Annotated in this window: 14 protein-coding genes, 1 tRNA gene and 1 riboswitch; of the genes, 8 read left to right on the forward strand and 7 right to left on the reverse strand. The window is 67.7% G+C overall.

Going from position 1 to position 17,186, the window contains the following annotated elements:
- Positions 1–45 precede the first annotated feature (45 nt).
- The gene (locus DQG15_RS15240) at positions 46–639 is read right to left on the reverse strand and encodes a gamma-glutamylcyclotransferase family protein (protein ID WP_116086700.1); all 594 of its coding nucleotides are present in this window, start codon (positions 637–639) and stop codon (positions 46–48) included.
- Positions 640–798: 159 nt separating this feature from the next.
- Positions 799–879: riboswitch (glycine riboswitch) on the forward strand.
- 46 nt (positions 880–925) lie between these two features.
- Between DQG15_RS15240 and gcvT the strand changes: the two genes are divergently transcribed.
- The 7 genes from gcvT to DQG15_RS15275 all read left to right on the forward strand — a co-directional run bounded on the left by gcvT (position 926) and on the right by DQG15_RS15275 (position 7,337).
- A complete protein-coding gene (gene gcvT, locus DQG15_RS15245) occupies positions 926–2,026 on the forward strand; it encodes a glycine cleavage system aminomethyltransferase GcvT (protein WP_116087234.1) in 1,101 nt (366 codons plus the stop codon).
- A gap of 16 nt (positions 2,027–2,042) precedes the next feature.
- Positions 2,043–2,402: a glycine cleavage system protein GcvH gene (gcvH, locus tag DQG15_RS15250; protein ID WP_116086702.1), complete on the forward strand. Its 360-nt coding sequence runs from the start codon at positions 2,043–2,045 to the stop codon at positions 2,400–2,402.
- A gap of 50 nt (positions 2,403–2,452) precedes the next feature.
- Positions 2,453–5,260 (forward strand): aminomethyl-transferring glycine dehydrogenase, encoded by a 2,808-nt coding sequence (gcvP, locus tag DQG15_RS15255; protein ID WP_116086705.1) that lies wholly within the window; start codon positions 2,453–2,455, stop codon positions 5,258–5,260.
- A gap of 51 nt (positions 5,261–5,311) precedes the next feature.
- Positions 5,312–5,387 (forward strand) — tRNA-Ala (locus DQG15_RS15260).
- A 249-nt stretch (positions 5,388–5,636) separates the two neighbouring features.
- Positions 5,637–6,473 (forward strand): AraC family transcriptional regulator, encoded by an 837-nt coding sequence (locus tag DQG15_RS15265; RefSeq protein WP_116086707.1) that lies wholly within the window; start codon positions 5,637–5,639, stop codon positions 6,471–6,473.
- A 7-nt stretch (positions 6,474–6,480) separates the two neighbouring features.
- Complete coding sequence (locus tag DQG15_RS15270) at positions 6,481–6,729, forward strand: hypothetical protein (protein WP_116086709.1); 249 nt, start codon at positions 6,481–6,483, stop codon at positions 6,727–6,729.
- Positions 6,726–7,337, forward strand: coding sequence for a LysE family translocator (locus DQG15_RS15275; RefSeq protein WP_116086711.1), 612 nt, complete (start codon positions 6,726–6,728; stop codon positions 7,335–7,337). The genes DQG15_RS15270 and DQG15_RS15275 overlap by 4 nt, the downstream gene beginning before the upstream one ends.
- 179 nt (positions 7,338–7,516) lie before the next feature.
- On the opposite strand, the gene DQG15_RS15280 is transcribed toward DQG15_RS15275, so the two are convergent.
- From DQG15_RS15280 to DQG15_RS15295, 4 genes are all read right to left on the reverse strand, one after another.
- A complete protein-coding gene (locus tag DQG15_RS15280; protein WP_232830882.1) occupies positions 7,517–8,047 on the reverse strand; it encodes a winged helix DNA-binding protein in 531 nt (176 codons plus the stop codon).
- Positions 8,047–9,342 (reverse strand): TRAP transporter large permease, encoded by a 1,296-nt coding sequence (locus DQG15_RS15285; protein ID WP_116086713.1) that lies wholly within the window; start codon positions 9,340–9,342, stop codon positions 8,047–8,049. The genes DQG15_RS15280 and DQG15_RS15285 overlap by 1 nt, the downstream gene beginning before the upstream one ends.
- Positions 9,342–9,881: a TRAP transporter small permease gene (locus DQG15_RS15290; protein ID WP_116086715.1), complete on the reverse strand. Its 540-nt coding sequence runs from the start codon at positions 9,879–9,881 to the stop codon at positions 9,342–9,344. Before DQG15_RS15290 ends, DQG15_RS15285 begins: the two co-directional genes overlap by 1 nt.
- A 103-nt stretch (positions 9,882–9,984) precedes the next feature.
- Complete coding sequence (locus tag DQG15_RS15295; protein ID WP_370454191.1) at positions 9,985–10,959, reverse strand: TRAP transporter substrate-binding protein; 975 nt, start codon at positions 10,957–10,959, stop codon at positions 9,985–9,987.
- A 139-nt stretch (positions 10,960–11,098) separates the two neighbouring features.
- Here DQG15_RS15295 and DQG15_RS15300 point away from each other — a divergent pair, with 139 nt between their 5' ends.
- Positions 11,099–14,695: a hydantoinase B/oxoprolinase family protein gene (locus tag DQG15_RS15300; RefSeq protein ID WP_116086717.1), complete on the forward strand. Its 3,597-nt coding sequence runs from the start codon at positions 11,099–11,101 to the stop codon at positions 14,693–14,695.
- A 287-nt stretch (positions 14,696–14,982) separates the two neighbouring features.
- Here the strand turns inward: DQG15_RS15300 and DQG15_RS18670 are convergent, their stop codons facing one another.
- Both DQG15_RS18670 and DQG15_RS15310 read right to left on the reverse strand, forming a co-directional pair.
- Complete coding sequence (locus DQG15_RS18670) at positions 14,983–15,711, reverse strand: hypothetical protein (protein ID WP_116087240.1); 729 nt, start codon at positions 15,709–15,711, stop codon at positions 14,983–14,985.
- A gap of 185 nt (positions 15,712–15,896) precedes the next feature.
- On the reverse strand, positions 15,897–17,129 hold the full coding sequence (locus DQG15_RS15310) for a multidrug effflux MFS transporter (RefSeq protein ID WP_116086719.1): 1,233 nt from the start codon (positions 17,127–17,129) through the stop codon (positions 15,897–15,899).
- Between the last annotated feature and the right edge of the window lie 57 nt (positions 17,130–17,186).

Here is a 17,186-nt window from a genome sequence, read left to right on the forward strand (position 1 = left end):
CGAATGCGGGCCGGCTTGACGAAGCGCCTTTCGCGGTCGCGCGGTCTAAGGAGCCGGCGCGGTCGCCTTACCGATCGGGGTCTCTCCCTCGACGATCTCGCATCGGAGCGCCCGGAGGTGATGATCGACGATCTCCCTCTCGCGGGTCTCGAGGAGTTGGGCGCGGGGGTAGATCGGGGCGTCCCGGTCGTCGCGGACGGGGATGTCCCAGCCTGCCGTGGTCTCGAAGAAACCGGCTGCGCCGTCTTCCCCGAAGACCCGCACGAAGCCCTGAACGACAGCGTCGAGGTAGGACAGCAGGATCGGATGGCGCAGGCCCGCGACCTCGTCACCTTCCGGCACGGCGTAGACCTGCGCCTCGATCTGCGTCTCGCCGGGAAGCTCGGTAACGCGGACCTTGTGGCGGCGATACGCGCCCTCCCGGATGTCGAGCGCGGTCCAGTCCGCCCCCGGCACATCGGCGGTCAGCCCGTGGATCGCGCTGCCCTCCGCCTCCTCGACGGACAGGAAGACCGCCGGCCTGAGAGAGGTATGCCGCCAGACCCTCCGCCACCCGTCGAGGCGGGCCGGGCGGGCGTCCGGATAGGAGTGGGTGGCCGCGTTCACGAGCGAGCCGTAACCGAAGAAACGAGGTGTCATGCCCGTCAGGTGCCGTCTCCATGGCTCGAACGCAAGGGTTGCAGGTCAGCCCACCTGACGTTACCCATGATGACACCCACTCGGGAGACGCCGGGCCGCAAGGCTCGGGGCCGAAGGCGCAACCGCCCCGGAAACGCTCAGGCAAAAGAACCGAACGGGACTATACACTCTGGAGAGTGGCGCCGATGATGCGCCCGCCGAAGGGATAGCGATCTCAGGCGCAAGGACAGAGGGGGCATGGCGACGCGGGGGACGCGTCGCTTTGTGCCGCAAGGGGAAGACCACCGTGCCCGATACGCTCAAGACACCGCTCTACCCGCTCCACGAGCGGCTCGGGGCCAGCATGGCCGCATTCGCCGGCTGGGCCCTGCCCATGTCCTATCCCGCCGGGACCATCGCCGAGCACAAGGCGGCGCGCTCCGGCGCCGCGCTCTTCGATGTCTCCCACATGGGGCAGGTCGAGATCACCGGGGACGGCGCCGCCGAGGCGCTGGAGCGGCTGATGCCGCAGGACGTGGTCGGCCTGAAGGACGGCCGGCAGATCTACGGTTTTCTGACGACCGAAGACGGCGGCATTCTCGACGATCTCATGGTGTCCCGCGAGGGGGACGTTCTGCGCCTCGTGGTCAATGCCGCCTTCACCGAGGCCGATCTCGACGTGCTGCGGCAGGGACTGCCCGAGGCGGAGGTCCGCCATGACACGTCCCGCGCGCTGATCGCGGTGCAGGGGCCGGACGCCGAGGACGCGCTGGCCGCCCACGCCCCCGAGGTGCGGCAGATGCGCTTCATGGATGCCGCGCGTTCGGGGAGCATGTGGATCACCCGGTCCGGCTATACCGGGGAGGACGGGTTCGAAATCTCGATCCCCGCCGGGGAGGCCGAGGCGCTCGCCTCCGCCCTCGTCCAGTCGGGGGTTCAGCCGGCAGGTCTCGGCGCCCGCGATTCACTTCGCCTCGAAGCCGGTCTCTGCCTCTCCGGCACCGATATCGGCCCCGGAACGAGCCCGGCCGAGGCGGGGCTGAAGTTCGCCATCCCCAAGGTCCGCAGGCGGGACGGCGCACGCGCTGGGGGCTTTCCCGGCGCCACGCGCATCCTTGCCGAACTGACCGGGGACGGGCCTGCGCGCCTTCGCATGGGCCTTCGCCCCGAAGGCCGCGCCCCGTTCCGCGCCGGAACGCCGATCTTCGCCGGGGAGACGGCGGAGACCCCCTTCGGCCACGTCACCTCGGGCGGTCACGGCCCCTCCGTCGAAGGGCCCGTCGCCATGGCATACCTGCCCCGGAACCCGCCACAGCCGGACAGCCTTGTCTGGGGCGAGGTGCGCGGGCGTCGCATCCCGGCCCGCATCGTCCCGATGCCTTTCCATCCCCACGCCTATCGTCGCTGATCAGGGAGCTTTCCACATGAAATATACCGAAAACCACGAATGGGTGTCCCTCGAGGGAGACATCGCCACCATCGGCATCACCGAGCACGCGGCCAAGCAGCTCGGGGACGTCGTCTTCGTCGAGCTGCCGGAGCCCGAGACGGTCGTGGCGAAGGGCGACGAAGTGGTCGTCATCGAGAGCGTCAAGGCCGCCTCGGACATCTCCGCGCCGCTCGACGGGGAGATCCTGGAGGTCAACGACAAGCTCGTGGACGGACCCGGCCTCGTCAACGAGGACCCGCTCGGCGCGGCATGGTTCTTCAAGATGAAGCTCGAGGATCCCGATGCCTGGGCCGACCTCATGGACGAGGACGAGTACAAGGAGCTGACGGAGTAATCCTCCGCGGCCGTTTCCCCGAACCCTCCTCAAGCTGCGGAACCTGTACGATGCCCTTCTCGCCCACCGGGTACGATCCCGACGACTTCGCCAACCGCCGCCATATCGGGCCGTCGCCCGCGGAAATGGAGGCGATGCTGCAGGCGATCGGAACGCCGTCCCTGGACGCGCTGGTGGACGAGACCGTGCCGCCCGATCTGCGCCAGTCCGAACCGCTGTCCTGGGGCGCCATGACCGAGGCTGCTCTTCTGTCGAAGCTCAGGGGCGTCGCCGCGAAGAACCGCGTGATGACCTCGCTGATCGGGCAGGGGTATCACGGCACCCACATGCCGCCCGTCATCCAGCGCTGCGTGCTCGAGAACCCGGCCTGGTACACCGCCTACACGCCCTACCAGCCCGAGATCGCGCAGGGCCGCCTCGAAGCCCTCCTGAACTTCCAGACCATGGTGGCGGACCTGACCGGGCTTCCCGTGGCCAATGCCTCCCTACTCGACGAGGCGACGGCCGCCGCGGAGGCGATGGTGATGGCGCGGCGGGCGTCGAAGTCGAAGGCGACCGCGTTCCTCGTGGCCGATGACGTGCACCCGCAGGTGGTGGACGTGATCGAAACCCGCGCCCGCCCGCTCGGGATCGAGATCCTGCGCGGGGAGCCTGAACCGGGCGCCGTCTTCGGCGCGCTTTACGCCTATCCCGGGACCTACGGCGATCTGCGGGATCTGTCGGAGCCCATCGCGGCGCTGCACGAGGCGGGCGGGATTGCATGCGTCTGCTGCGACCTTCTCGCGCTCACCCTGCTGAAAGAGCCGGGCGCGATGGGTGCGGACATCGCCGTCGGATCGGCGCAGCGCTTCGGCGTGCCGATGGGCTATGGCGGGCCGCATGCGGCCTTCATGTCCTGCTCGGACGCGCTCAAGCGGACCATGCCGGGACGGATCGTGGGCGTCTCGAAGGACGGACACGGCACGCCCGCCTACCGCCTGTCGCTGCAGACGCGGGAGCAGCATATCCGTCGGGAGAAGGCGACCTCGAATGTCTGCACCGCGCAGGCGCTCCTCGCCGTCATCGCCTCCTTCTACGCGGTGTTCCACGGGCCGAAGGGCCTGCGCGCCATCGCCGAGCGCGTCCATCTGAGGACGGCTTCGCTTGCCTCGATGCTGCGGAGCGCCGGTCACGACGTCTTCCCCGCCACGCCCTTCGACACCATTCGCGTGCGGACGGCAGATCAGGCGGGCCTTCTCTCCCGCGCCCGCGGCGAGGGGCTGAACCTGCGCGCCGTGGGCGAGGACCATGTCGGCATCACCCTCGACGAGACCACGGGGGAGGAGACCGTCGAGGCCGTGGCCCGCGCCTTCGGCATGATGCGTCCCTACGAAGCGACCGAGGCTGCGCTGCCCGAAGAGTTTCTGCGCACGTCCGACTATCTCACCCACCCGATCTTCCACATGAACCGGGCCGAGATGGAGATGATGCGCTACATGCGGCGCCTCTCGGATCGCGATCTCGCCCTCGACCGGACCATGATCCCGCTCGGCTCCTGCACGATGAAGCTGAATGCCGCGGCGGAGATGCTGCCGATCTCCTGGCCCGGCTTCGCCGCTCTCCATCCCTTTGCGCCGGCCGATCAGGCGGAGGGCTATGCCGAGCTTGCGGAGGATCTGTCCGCCAAGCTCTGCGAGATCACCGGCTACGACGCGATGTCCCTTCAGCCCAATTCGGGCGCGCAGGGCGAATATGCGGGCCTGATGACGATCGCCGCCTACCATGAGAGCCGTGGGGAGGAGCGCAACATCTGCCTGATCCCGACCTCGGCGCACGGGACCAACCCCGCCTCGGCTCAGATGGCCGGGATGAAGGTGATCCCGGTCAAGGCCGCCGGGAACGGCGATATCGACATCGAGGATTTCCGCGCGCGTGCCGAGGAGGCCGGTGACCGGCTTGCCGCCTGCATGATCACCTACCCCTCGACCCACGGCGTCTTCGAGACGACGGTTCGCGAGGTCTGCGAGATCACGCACCAGCACGGCGGTCAGGTTTACCTCGACGGGGCCAACCTCAACGCCATGGTCGGCCTCGTCCGCCCCGGCCGGATCGGCGCCGATGTCAGCCACCTGAACCTGCACAAGACGTTCTGCATCCCGCATGGCGGCGGCGGTCCCGGCATGGGGCCGATCGGGGTGAAGGCACATCTGGCGGAGTTCCTGCCGGGCCGGGGCTCCGGCGCCGTCTCGGGCGCGCCGCTCGGCTCGGCGTCCATCCTGCCGATCTCCTGGGCCTATTGCCTCTTGATGGGCGGGGAGGGGCTGCGCCGGGCGACCGAGGTCGCGATCCTCTCCGCCAACTATCTCGCCGCGCGGCTGGGGGAAGCCTACCCGGTGCTTTATCGCGGGCGGTCCGGGCGGGTGGCGCACGAGTGCATCATCGACACGCGGCCCTTCAAGGAAGCCGGCATCACCGTGGACGACATCGCCAAGCGGTTGATCGACAGCGGCTTCCACGCGCCGACGATGAGCTGGCCGGTCGCCGGTACGCTGATGATCGAGCCGACGGAGAGCGAGACCAAGGCCGAACTCGACCGCTTCGTCTCCGCCATGCTTTCGATCCGCGAGGAGATCGCGGCGGTGGAGCGGGGGGATATCGCGGCAGAGGACTCGCCGCTCCGCCATGCGCCGCATACGACGCGGGATCTCGTGGCCGAGTGGAACAGACCCTATTCGCGAGAGCAGGGCGCCTTCCCGCCCGGCGCCTTCAACGTGGACAAGTACTGGCCCCCCGTCGGCCGCGTGGACAACGCCTACGGCGACCGAAATCTGGTCTGCACCTGCCCCCCGATGGAGGCCTACGCCGACGCGGCGGAATGATGCGAAGGGGCGTTGACACCGGCGCCCCTTTTCTCCAAATACCCGCCTGAAGGGGCCTTAGCTCAGTTGGGAGAGCGCGTCGTTCGCAATGACGAGGTCAGGGGTTCGACCCCCCTAGGCTCCACCATTTCCTCCTGCACAGCACCACATCGTTCTGCACTTTTCGGCAGAAGAGTTGCATCTGATCGGGTGGCCTGCCCGGAAGCGGCCCTTCGCCGGGATGATCGAGAGCATCGGCCGCGCGGACAGAGCGGGCTTTCGCTGCGCCATGAATATATGTCCACTTCCACTCACCTTTACCCCGGCACGCCAACTGACCGGGGAAATACGGTTGCCGGTGCTGCCGCTTGTCGCCCCGACCTGTTAGGATCGGCCGATGACCACCCTTCCAGCTCATCGTGCAGCATTGCTCCCACCCTGCCTGCCGGGTGTTGAGGTGGTCTCGCTGGTATCGGCTCGCACCTTCCCGCGTCATGCCCACGACGAGTTCGGCCTCGGCGTCATCCGTGCTGGCGGACATGCGTCCTGGTCAGGCTGCGGCGCGGTCGAGGCGGGCCCCGGCGACGTGATCGCGGTCAGCCCCGAGGAAATGCATGACGGCGCGCCCGTGGGCGAGAGGCGATCGTGGGACATCGTCTATGTCGACGTCCCAATGGTGGCCCGGCTCGCGGGCCCCGAGGCGGCGCGGCGGGAGATCGGCTTCGGCGCATGCCGGTCTGTCGATCTGGCCAGCAGCACGCAAACCGTGATGCGGGCGATCGCCGCGGGAGAGGCCGGTGAGGCCGAGGAGGCCCTGACCGATCTGCTCGCCCGGGTGCTCTCCCCCGGTGCGGGCGATGACCCCGCTGTCTCCGCGCCGCCGTCCGCCGCCACGCTCCGCGTTCGGGAGAGGATCGCCGACAGGCCCGACGTACCACCCGGGCTCGACGAGGTCGCGGCCCTCATGGGGATGGGCCGAACGGGGGCGCTCCGTCGCTTCCGTCGCGAGACGGGCGCAACGCCTCATGCCTACGCCATGCAACACCGCCTACGGCTCGCGCGGCGCGCTCTGGCGTCCGGTGAAGGCGCGGCGGACGTGGCTGCGGCGCTCGGCTTCGCAGACCAGGCCCACCTGACCCGCGCCTTCGCCCGGCAATTCGGGTTGCCCCCCGTCCGCTGGCGCGCGGGCAGGGCCAAGATCGTTCAAGACGAGGGCATGCGCGGCGGTCCATGAAGGACCGATGACAACCTTTGCTTATGCCCCGCATATCTCCCGGACCTTTCCCATGCTAGCGACCGCGCTGGCGCTGGTGGAGATGGTCCGAGATCCGCTCGACACTGCCGAGGAGGTTGAGCGATCAGAAGCCGAGGCGCTGCACGATACGGCCGATGTGACCGCCGCACGGGATGCAGTGGTTGAGGCTCTGGCCGCTCTGGGGGCGGTGGTCCGCGGCGGCGTCGGCGCCTTAGAGGCGGGGCTCGCCGCATGACCTGGTCGTTCCTCGCCACCGCGCTCGTCGTCGTGCTGATGCCCGGCACCGGGGTCGTCTACACGCTGGCAGTGTCGCTTGGGCAGGGGCTGCGTGCGGGCCTTGTCGCGGCCTTCGGATGCACGCTCGGAATCTTGCCGCACATGGGGGCCTCCATTCTAGGGCTCGCCGCGCTCCTGCACGCGAGCGCCATGGCCTTTCAGGCCGTGAAGCTGGCTGGCGTGGCCTACCTGTTGTGGATGGCCTGGCAGGTCTGGCGCGGAACGGGGGCGCTGGCGGTCGAGGGGCGGGCCGAACGCTTCCCCGCATGGCGGCTGATCCGCGACGGAGTGGCGTTGAACCTTTTGAACCCGAAACTGTCGGTCTTCTTTCTCGCGTTCCTGCCGCAATTCGTGCCCGCCGACGCGCCAGATGCGAGCTTGCGCATGGCGGGCCTCGCGCTGGCCTTCATGGCCCTCACTTTCGCCGCCTTCGCGCTCTACGGGGCCTTCGCCGCCGCCCTGCGGGACCGCGTGTTGTCACGTCCCGGGGCGATGGCGTGTCTGCGCGGGGGCTTCGCGGCGTCCTTCGCCGCGCTCGGCCTGCGTCTGGCCCTGGCGGACCGATGAGCGCGCCGCGTCCGCCGCGCACGATCGCGAGGGTGGCCGAGGTGATCGGACGCGTTCGGCACAGATCCGGGACCACCAAGACGCATTGGCGGCACAATACTACTCATCCGGACAGCTCGTTCTGATCGGCTAAACACACGCTCGCCCCGGTCCCAAGGTCCGGGGCGTGCTTCTTGGGCCTAGAGGCTCGCCGCCGCCCGCGCCGCCTGGTCGTAGGACCCGGACATCGCCCGCAGCAGGGCGGCAAGGCGCGAGATCTCGGACGGGTCGATGCCGGTGGCCTTCAGCGACCGGATCAGCAGCGCCTCGCGCACCTTGCCATAGCGCTGGCACAGCCGCGCCCCCTCGTCCGTGATGGCCACCGTCTTTTCCTTGCCCTCGCGCCCCAGGGCGATCAGCTCGCGCTGTGCCAGCTTGCGAAGGGCGTAATTGACGGTGTGCGTATCCTCGATGTTCAGCACCAGGCAGATATCGGCCAGGGTCTTGGGCCGCTCGCGATGATGCACCAGGTGCAGCACCTGGATTTCCAGCGGCGCCATGCCGGCTGCTCCGGCGGCGTCCATGCAGCGGGTCATCCAGCGCTGGAAGGCATGGTTGCCCATGGCGATGGCGAACTCCATCTCGGACACGGCCGGCATCTCGGAATTCGCCAGATGCGCCGAGGATACCACCGGCCCCACGTTGAACCGTTCGTCGTCGTCCATCTCCATTACATGGTCCTTGGCAGCCACAATGCGATCTGCGGGAATACCGACAGCAGCGCCACCGCCACAACCAGCAGCGCGAAGAACGGCGCCGCGTAACCCGCAAGCTGGATGATATCCCGCCCGGTGATCTTCTGCAGCACGAAGAGGTTGAATCCAACCGGGGGGGTGATCTGGCTCATCTCTACGACGATGACCAGGAACACGCCGAACCAGATCGGGTCGATCCCGGCCTCCGTCACCATCGGCAAGAAGATCGACACCGTCAGCACGACGATGGAAATGCCGTCCAGGAACATGCCCATGATGATGAAGAACAGCGTCAGCGCCGCCAGCAGCGCATAGGGCGACAGCTCCATCACCGCGATCCACGAGGCAAGCGCGCGGGGAATGCCGGTATAGCCCATCGCCACTGTCAGGAACCCGGCGCCCGCCATGATGAAGGCGATCATGCAGGTTGTGTTGGTGGCCGCCAGCAGGCTGTCGCCGATGCCGCGCCAGCTTGCCCCGCCGGTGGCCCAGGCCAGGATCATCGCGCCGGTGACGCCGATGACCGCCGCTTCGGTGGGCGAGGCGATGCCTGCATAGATCGACCCGATCACCGCGACGATCAGTCCGACCACCGGCAGCAGCCGCATCAGTGCACGGATGCTGTCGCCGCCGGTCGTCGCCGGTTCCGGTTCGGGCATGCGGTCGCGGTGCAGCAGCGACCACACCATGATGTAGCCCGAGAACATCGCCGCCAGCATCAGCCCCGGCACGAAGCCCGCAAGAAACAGCTGGGCGATGGATTGCTCGGTCGCGGCACCGTAGACGATCAGGATGATCGACGGCGGGATAAGAAAGCCGAATGTCCCTGCTCCCGCCAGCGTGCCGATCGCCATCTTCGAGTCGTAACCGCGGGCGGTCAGCTCGGGCACCGACATCCGCCCGATCGTGGCGGTGGTGGCCGCCGACGACCCGGACACGGCGGCGAACAGCGCGCATCCAAGCACGTTCACATGCAGAAGCCGCCCCGGCAGGCGGCGGGTGAAGGGGGCCAGCCCCTCGAACATGTCCGACGACAGGCGCGAGCGGACCAGCACCTCTCCCATCCAGATGAACATCGGCAGCGACGTCAGGTCCCAGATCGTCAGGCTGCCCCAGACCTTTGTGCCGAAGACCAGAGTGACGGGCGCGGTCGACGCCGCCAGCATCGCCACCAGCCCCACGGCCACCAATGCGAACCCGATCCACAGGCCCAACGCCAGGGCCACGAACAGCACGAGGACCAGGATCGGCCCCAGGAATGCGATTTCCATCAATTGTCCCCTTCGGCGGCGGCATGGGCGGGGGTGCCGCCTCGCAAGGTGGTCACCAACGCATCCAGCAGCGCCATGCACAGCAGCACCAGCCCCAGCGTCATCGCGCCCTGTGGCAGCCACAGCGGCACGCGCACCATCCCGAACGATACGGAGTCGAATACCCACGAATCCCAAGCCTGAAGCAGCGACGACCAGGTGGCGAACAGGCCCAGCCCGATCGCAAGGATCAGTACCGGCACCTCGACCGCCCGCGAGACGCCCGCGGGCAAGGCCCGCGTCAGCAGTGCCACCCGGACATGGCCGCCGCGCACGAAGGTGCCGGCAAGGCCGAGGAACACTGCGGACAGAAACAGCATCCCGCCGATTTCGGCCAGCGAGGGCACGGTGATGCCCGGTGGTGGCGCGCCCAGAAGACGCGCGAAACGGTCGATGAGGCGGCCCAGCACCTGCACCAGAACCAATACGCCGATGGAAGCAAAGGCCCCGGCGGCCAAAAGCAGGGCGCCGGTATAGAGCCGGTCGAGTGTCTGTCGCATGTATCCTGTCCCCCGCGGAACGCCGGGCCTGGCCGGCCATGATGGTGACGTCGGTCATGTGATGGCCGGGGCGGCATCGCGCCCCGACCACCACGTGCGCGGTTTACTCGGCCTTGTAAGCGTCGATCACCGACTGGCCTTCGTCACCGGCCTCTTCCAGCCATTCCTGGGTCATGGTGTCGCCGATCTCGGACAATTCCTGCGATAGCGTTTCGCTGGGTTCGGAAATGGTCATGCCGTTCTCTTCCAGCGTGGCCAGCTGGGTCTGGGTCTCGTCCTGGGACATCTCCCACCCGCGGGTCTCCGCCTCGGCGGCGGCGTCGGTCACGGCGGTCTTCACCTCGTCCGGCAGGGCGTCGAAGGCGCGGGTGTTCACGATCACCATGTTCTTGGGCAGCCATGCCTGAAGCTCGGTGTAGTTCGACACGAAGTCCCAGGCCTGCGACGACACGCCGGTCGAGGGCGAGGTAATCATCGCATCCGCGCGTCCGGTCGAGAATGCGGTGGGAATGTCGCCGGTCTCGATCTGGGTGGGCACGGCGCCCATCAGCTGAGCCAGACGCTCGGTCGCGTTGTTGTAGGCACGGAAGGCGGCGCCTTCGAGGTCGGCGGTCGATTCGACGGGACCGGCGGTGTACAGGCTCTGCCCCGGCCACGGCGTCGCGTAGAGCAGGGTCAGGCCCTGTTCGCCCAGCTTTTCCTCGACCAGCGGGCGCGAGGCATCCCACAGCTTGGCCGCGTCGTCATAGTTCGACGCCAGGAAGGGGATCGAGTCGATGGCGAAGATCGGATCCTCGTTCGCCAGGCGCGACATCAGGGTCTCGCCGATCGGCGCAAGGCCCCGGCGAACGGCATCCTTGATCTCGGGATGCGCATAAAGCGATCCGGCCGAATGCACGGTGATCTCGAGCGCGCCATCGGTCGCTTCGGTCACGTCCTCGGCGAACTGGATGATGTTCTGGGTGTGGAACACGCTGTCACCATAGGGCGTGGGCATGTCCCAGCTTTCGGCAGAGGCAGCGCCCGCAATGGCGGCGATGGCGGCGGCCAGCAACGGCGTGTGGTTCATCTTGGTCATGTATTTTGCTCCCGGTTGTCGATTTTGTTGGCAGCGTCCGGTGTCCCGTCCGCCGTGGCGTGGACTGAGGTTGACAGATTCATAAAAGTTACGTCAACATTTTATCAACAAAATGTACGCGACATGTTGGAGACGATGAATGAATGTGCATCCGGCCCGGACAAAGTGGGATTTTTGGATCGACCGCGGTGGCACCTTCACCGACGTGATTGGACAGGCGCCTGACGGCGATCTGACCGCGATGAAGCTGCTGTCCGAGAACCCGGGCGCCTACGAAGATTCAGCGATCGAGGGGATCCGGCGGCTTTTGGGTGACGAGCAGATCGATTCGAATCGCGTCGGCACCGTGCGCATGGGCACCACCGTCGCCACCAACGCGCTGTTGGAGCGCAAAGGCGACCGCACGCTGCTGCTGATCACCAAGGGATTTCGCGACGCGCTTCGCATCGCCTACCAGGACCGGCCCGACATCTTCGCCAAGGACATCATCCTGCCCGAACAGCTGTACGAGCGGGTGATCGAGGTCGAGGAACGGATCCGCGCCGACGGCACGGTGGAACAGGCGCTGGATGCGGACACGGTGCGCCCCGCTCTGGAACAGGCAAAGGCCGACGGTATCGACGCGGTGGCCATCGTGCTGATGCATGCCTGGGACAGCCCGGACCACGAAAAGACCCTTGCGCGGCTGGCGGAAGAGGTCGGGTTCGGACAGATCTCGGTCAGCCACGAGGTCTCGCCCCTGATCAAGCTGGTCGGGCGCGGCGATACCACGGTGGTGGATGCGTACCTGACGCCGATCCTGTCGCGTTACGTCAACCGGGTGGCCGATGCGCTGGGGGCAACGCCGCCGGATGACGAAGGTCCGACGCTGCTGTTCATGATGTCATCCGGCGGCCTGACCGCAGCCGACCGGTTCAAGGGGCGCGACGCGATCCTGTCGGGCCCGGCGGGCGGAGTCGTCGGCATGGCCCGCACCGGCCAGATCGCCGGGCATGACAAGGTGATCGGCTTCGACATGGGCGGCACCTCGACCGACGTGGCGCATTTCGACGGCGGGTTCGAGCGGGCGTTCGAAACGCAGGTTGCGGGCGTCCGCATGCGCACGCCGATGGTGCAGGTCCATACTGTTGCCGCGGGCGGCGGGTCTATCCTGCACGCCGATCCGGGCCGGTTCCGCGTGGGCCCCGACAGTGCCGGCGCACATCCCGGCCCCGCCTGCTATCGCGGTGGCGGGCCGCTGACCGTGACCGATGCGAACGTCATGCTGGGCAAGCTGAACCCCGACTATTTCCCGGCCATCTTCGGCCCGGATCAGGACCAGCGTCTGGACCGTGACACGGTGGCGCAGAAATTCGGCGAGATCGCGGGCGACAAGTCCCCCGAGGAAGTGGCCGAGGGCTTCCTGCGCATCGCGGTGGAAAGCATGGCCAACGCGGTCAAGAAGATCTCGGTCCAGCGCGGCCACGACGTGACGAACTATCTTCTGAACGCGTTCGGCGGCGCGGGCGGGCAGCATGCCTGCCTTGTTGCCGATGCGCTGGGGATGAGCCGGGTTCTGATCCACCCGCTGTCGGGGCTGCTGTCGGCCTATGGCATCGGGCTGGCGCGGGTGTCGGAAAGCCGCCAGCAGGGTCTGGAAGGGGTGTTCGGCGATACCGCCGACATCGCACCGGCGCTGGAACGGCTGGAGTCCGATGTGCGTCAGGCCCTCGCGGAACAGGGCGTGCACGAGGGCGTGGACCTGCGCCGGCGCCTGCACCTGCGCTATGCCGGGACCGACACCGCGCTGCCGGTGACGTGGGATGGTGACGAGAAAGCGGCCCGTGCCGCATTCGAGACCGCGCACGAGGCCGAGTTCGGCTTCACCGACCCCGACGCCGCCCTGATCGTCGAGGCCGTCGAGGTCGAGGGCGAGGCGCCCGAGGGCGCCAGCCCGGACGAGCCCCTGGAAACGGGCGACGGCGCCGCCGAGATCGAGGCACGCGTCCCCGTCTTCTCGGGCGGTATCTGGCACGATGCCGCCGTGGTCCGGCGCGAGGCGCTGACGCCCGGGCTGCATGTCCACGGCCCCGCCCTGGTGATCGAGAAGAACCAGACCATCGTGGTGGAACCCGGCTGGCACGCACAGGTCAGCGCCCATGACCACGTCGTGATGACCAGGACCGAGGCCGCACGCCGCGACGGCGCCATCGGCACGCAGGCCGACCCGGTGCTGCTGGAGGTGTTCAACAACCTGTTCATGAACATCGCCGAACAGATGGGTGTCGCGCTGCAGAAGACCTCTCGGTCCGTCAACATCAAGGAACGACTCGATTTCTCGTGCGCAGTGTTCGATGCCGACGGCGCTCTGGTGGCCAACGCGCCGCACATGCCGGTGCACCTTGGGTCGATGGACCGCTCGGTCGAGGCGATCATCCGCCAGAACAAGGGTCAGGTTCGCCCGGGCGACGTGTTCGCACTGAACGCCCCGTATAACGGGGGCACGCACCTGCCGGACATCACCGTGGTGACGCCGGTGTTCCAGGACGACCAGATCCTGTTCTGGACCGCCTCGCGCGGGCACCATGCGGATGTGGGCGGGATCGCGCCCGGGTCGATGACACCGCGCGCCACCCGCGTGGACGAGGAAGGCGTGCTGATCGACAACTTCCGGCTCGTGGAACAGGGACGGTTCCGCGACGGGCCGCTGCGGGACCTGCTGACCAACCATGAATGGCCCTGCCGCAACCCCGATCAGAACGTCGCCGACCTCAAGGCGCAGGTCGCGGCCAATGCCCGCGGTGCGGCCGAGCTGCGGCGGATGATCGACCAGTTCGGGCTGGAGGTGGTGCAGGCCTATATGGGCCACGTGCAGGACAACGCCGCCGCCGAGGTCTCCCGCGTTCTGGGTCGGCTGGAGGACGGGGAATACGAATACCCCACCGATACAGGCCAGGTGATCAAGGTGAAGATCACCATCGACCGCGACAAGGGCGAGGCGGTGGTCGACTTCACCGGCACCTCGCCGATGGAGAAGAACAACTTCAATGCCCCCGAACCGGTGACGCGGGCGGCGGTGCTGTACGTGTTCCGGGTCATGGTCGAAAGCCCGATCCCGATGAACGCGGGCTGCCTGCGCCCGATCCGCATCGTCGTGCCCGAAGGCTGCATGCTGGCTCCTACCTACCCAGCCGCCGTGGTGGCCGGGAACGTGGAAACCTCGCAGCATGTGACCAACGCGCTGTTCGGCGCGCTGGGGGCGATGTCGAACAGCGAAGGCACGATGAACAACCTGACCTTCGGCAACGATGCGTACCAGTATTACGAAACGATCTGCGCGGGCTCGCCCGCCGGGCGGTTCAATGACGGGCGCGAATTCTCGGGCCAGGCAGGGGTGCATGTGCACATGACGAACTCGCGCCTGACCGACCCGGAAATCCTTGAAAGCCGCTATCCCGTCTTGCTGGAAAGCTTCGGAATCGACGAAGGCTCGGGCGGGTCGGGGCGGTTTGCCGGGGGCGACGGCACCACGCGGGTCATCCGGTTTCTCGATCGGATGGACCTGTCAGTCCTGTCGTCGCACCGCACACACGCGCCGCGCGGGCTGAAGGGCGGCGGCGACGGGCGGCTGGGCCGCACCGAGGTGCGTCGCCTGTCGGGCGAGGTCGAGACGCTGCAGGCCTGCGACCAGACCGAGCTGCAGGCGGGTGAGGCGGTGATCCTGACCACCCCCACCCCCGGCGGCTACGGCGAATAGCCCTCAAGGGCGGCCCGCCCGTTCGCGGCGGGCCGCGTCAGCCAGCGCGGTTGCGATTTGCGATCAAGCCCGCATCGGTGGCTGGCGAGGGTGCAGGCAAGTTTCGTAATAGCGCGCGTTGCGGCCCGGTAGGCTCTCTGCCGCCAGTTTGTCGGCGCGCGCTTCGAGCATGGTTTTTACGATATCGCGTTGTCTCCCTCGGACCGCCCCCAAGGCGGACTGGCGAGCATTTCTCGGCCCCATGAAAGACAGATGTATCTGACAAAAGAGGCAGGCTGCCCGCTCTCTCAGATCGACAGGAGCAGGACCGCGTAGACTGCCGCCGCGCCCACGAAGGGCCAGAGACGGCTTTCGCGCTCCTCGGGCAGTTCCTCCTTGAGGACGTTCAGCACTACCCCGCCAGCGAGGAAGGCGAAGAGAAAGCCGATGGACAGCTCGGACAGATCGGCGAAGCTGCCGAGGGCCCACCCGCCGAGGACCGCGCCGGCGAGGATCCACCGGGCGACGTGATCGTACCGCGCCTTGTGATCCTGCCGCAGTCCGAAATCGCTGGTGACGAAATGCAGCGCCATGGCGATCCCGTAGATCACGAGCGACCAGAGTCCCTCCTCCTCGCGGTGCAGCAGCAGGTACCCGATGATGACGTTGTAGGCGGCGAAGGAGCCGATATGCAGCCAGAAGGTCCCGGCCGCATGCTCCTCCTGCCCGGGCGCCATCTCTCTCTTGCGGGACGTCTTGATGGCGCGTTCCAGCCCGTAGAAGACCACGAGCCCGATCAGGGCGAGGGAATAGACGACGCCCTCCGCCATGCCCTCGTCGGTGCCCAGCTCCTCGGCGAAGACGCTCCGGTGCTCCGCGAGTTCGGGCAGCACGTGGAGGAAGACATAGGCCACAGCCACGCCTCCGGCGCCCGAGAGCCAGCGGCTGCGCGGCGTGCGGCCGAGGAAGGTCAGCCAGCCGATGCCGAGGTGAACGACGGCGAAGAGGCAGGCGAAGAAGAGGCTGAGAAGGATCATGGGGTAGCTTGTCGGGACCAGGGGCAAGGCCGGGCGCATGCGGCTTTGCCGGACCGTACCACGATCCCGCGCGGCGTCACTCCCGTCCCGCGACCCGGGGCCGGCATCGGTCCGGAGCAAAGCCGTTCATGCCGCGGCGCATCCGTCCTTGGAGCGAGGATCGGCCCGTCTTTCGCGCCGCGCGGTCAGGCCCGCGTCTGGCTGGCGGCTGCTTCGCGTCGGTTGATCGAGGCGACCCAGAGGATGACCAGAAGGGCCATCGCGGAGCAGGCCTGCATAAGTCCCGCCAGGATCCAGTGGCCCGCGGTCGGGCTCAGCGCAGCGCCCGCGATCGCCGACAGCACCGCGCCTCCGCCGATCATGCAGGCTCCGCCGAGGCCGCTCGCGGTGCCTGCGAGCCGCGGACGGACCGACAGCATTCCCGATGTGACGTTCGGCAGGACGAGGCCGTTGCCGATCCCGACCCAGACGAACGAGCCGAAATAAACGACGGGCGAGACCGGCCCCGTTGCCATCCAGAGCGCCAGCGTGGCCAGTCCCGCGGCGCAGACCGCGCAACCCAGGATCGCCATCCGGTCGATCCCGACGCGGCTGGAGTAGCGTCCGGTGAGAAAGTTGCCGAAGGCGTAGCCCACCGCCGGAAAACCGAAGAACCCGCCCATCTGGGATGGCGACAGGTCGAAAACCTCCGTCGCGACGTAGGGCGCGCCGCCAAGGAAACTGAAGAACGCGCCGGAGGACAGCATCGCGGTGAGGCAATAGCCCCAGAACCGACGCGAGGTGACGAGTTCGGGATATTCGCGGAACTGCGCCGAGAAGGTGGCTGCCGTGTCCTGCGCCGTCTCGCCGAGATCGAGGTGTATGAGAGCGGCGACGCCCGCGCCGCTGACGAACAGGAGCCAGAAGTTGGCCTTCCAGCCGAACGCCTCGTCGAGAACGCCGCCGATCATCGGACTGATCATCGGGACCAGCGCCATGCCCATCGTGACGTATCCGATCATCGAGGCGGACCGGTCGGGCGGATAGATGTCCCGCACCACGGCGCGGGAGAGGACGAGCCCCGTCACCACCGCCGCCTGCATCATCCGCCAGAAGAGAAAGCCGCCGGCGCTCCCGGCGAAGAGGGTGCCGAGCGTCGCGACAAGGAAGATCGCCATCGCGCCGAGTAGAACCGGGCGGCGGCCGAACCGGTCCGAAATCGGACCGATCAGGATCTGGAGGACGGCGTTGATGCCGAGATACGCCGTCACCGTCAGCTGCATCACCGCGTAGGGCGTTCCGAAATGCTCCGTCATCGAGGGAAGCGACGGCAGGAACACGTTCATGCTCAGCGCAGAGATGCTTGCGAGGGCAACGAGCGTGACGATGTGGGGCGGGGTCGTCCGGTCAAGAAAGCGGACGCTGGGGGAGCCGGACATGGAGGACGCTATAGGCAACCCCGCCGGGCATGCCAACGGCCTATCTCGCATGCCCGC

It is taken from the genome of Tropicimonas sp. IMCC34011 (assembly GCF_003390865.1).
Taxonomy (GTDB): Bacteria; Pseudomonadota; Alphaproteobacteria; order Rhodobacterales; family Rhodobacteraceae; genus Tropicimonas_B.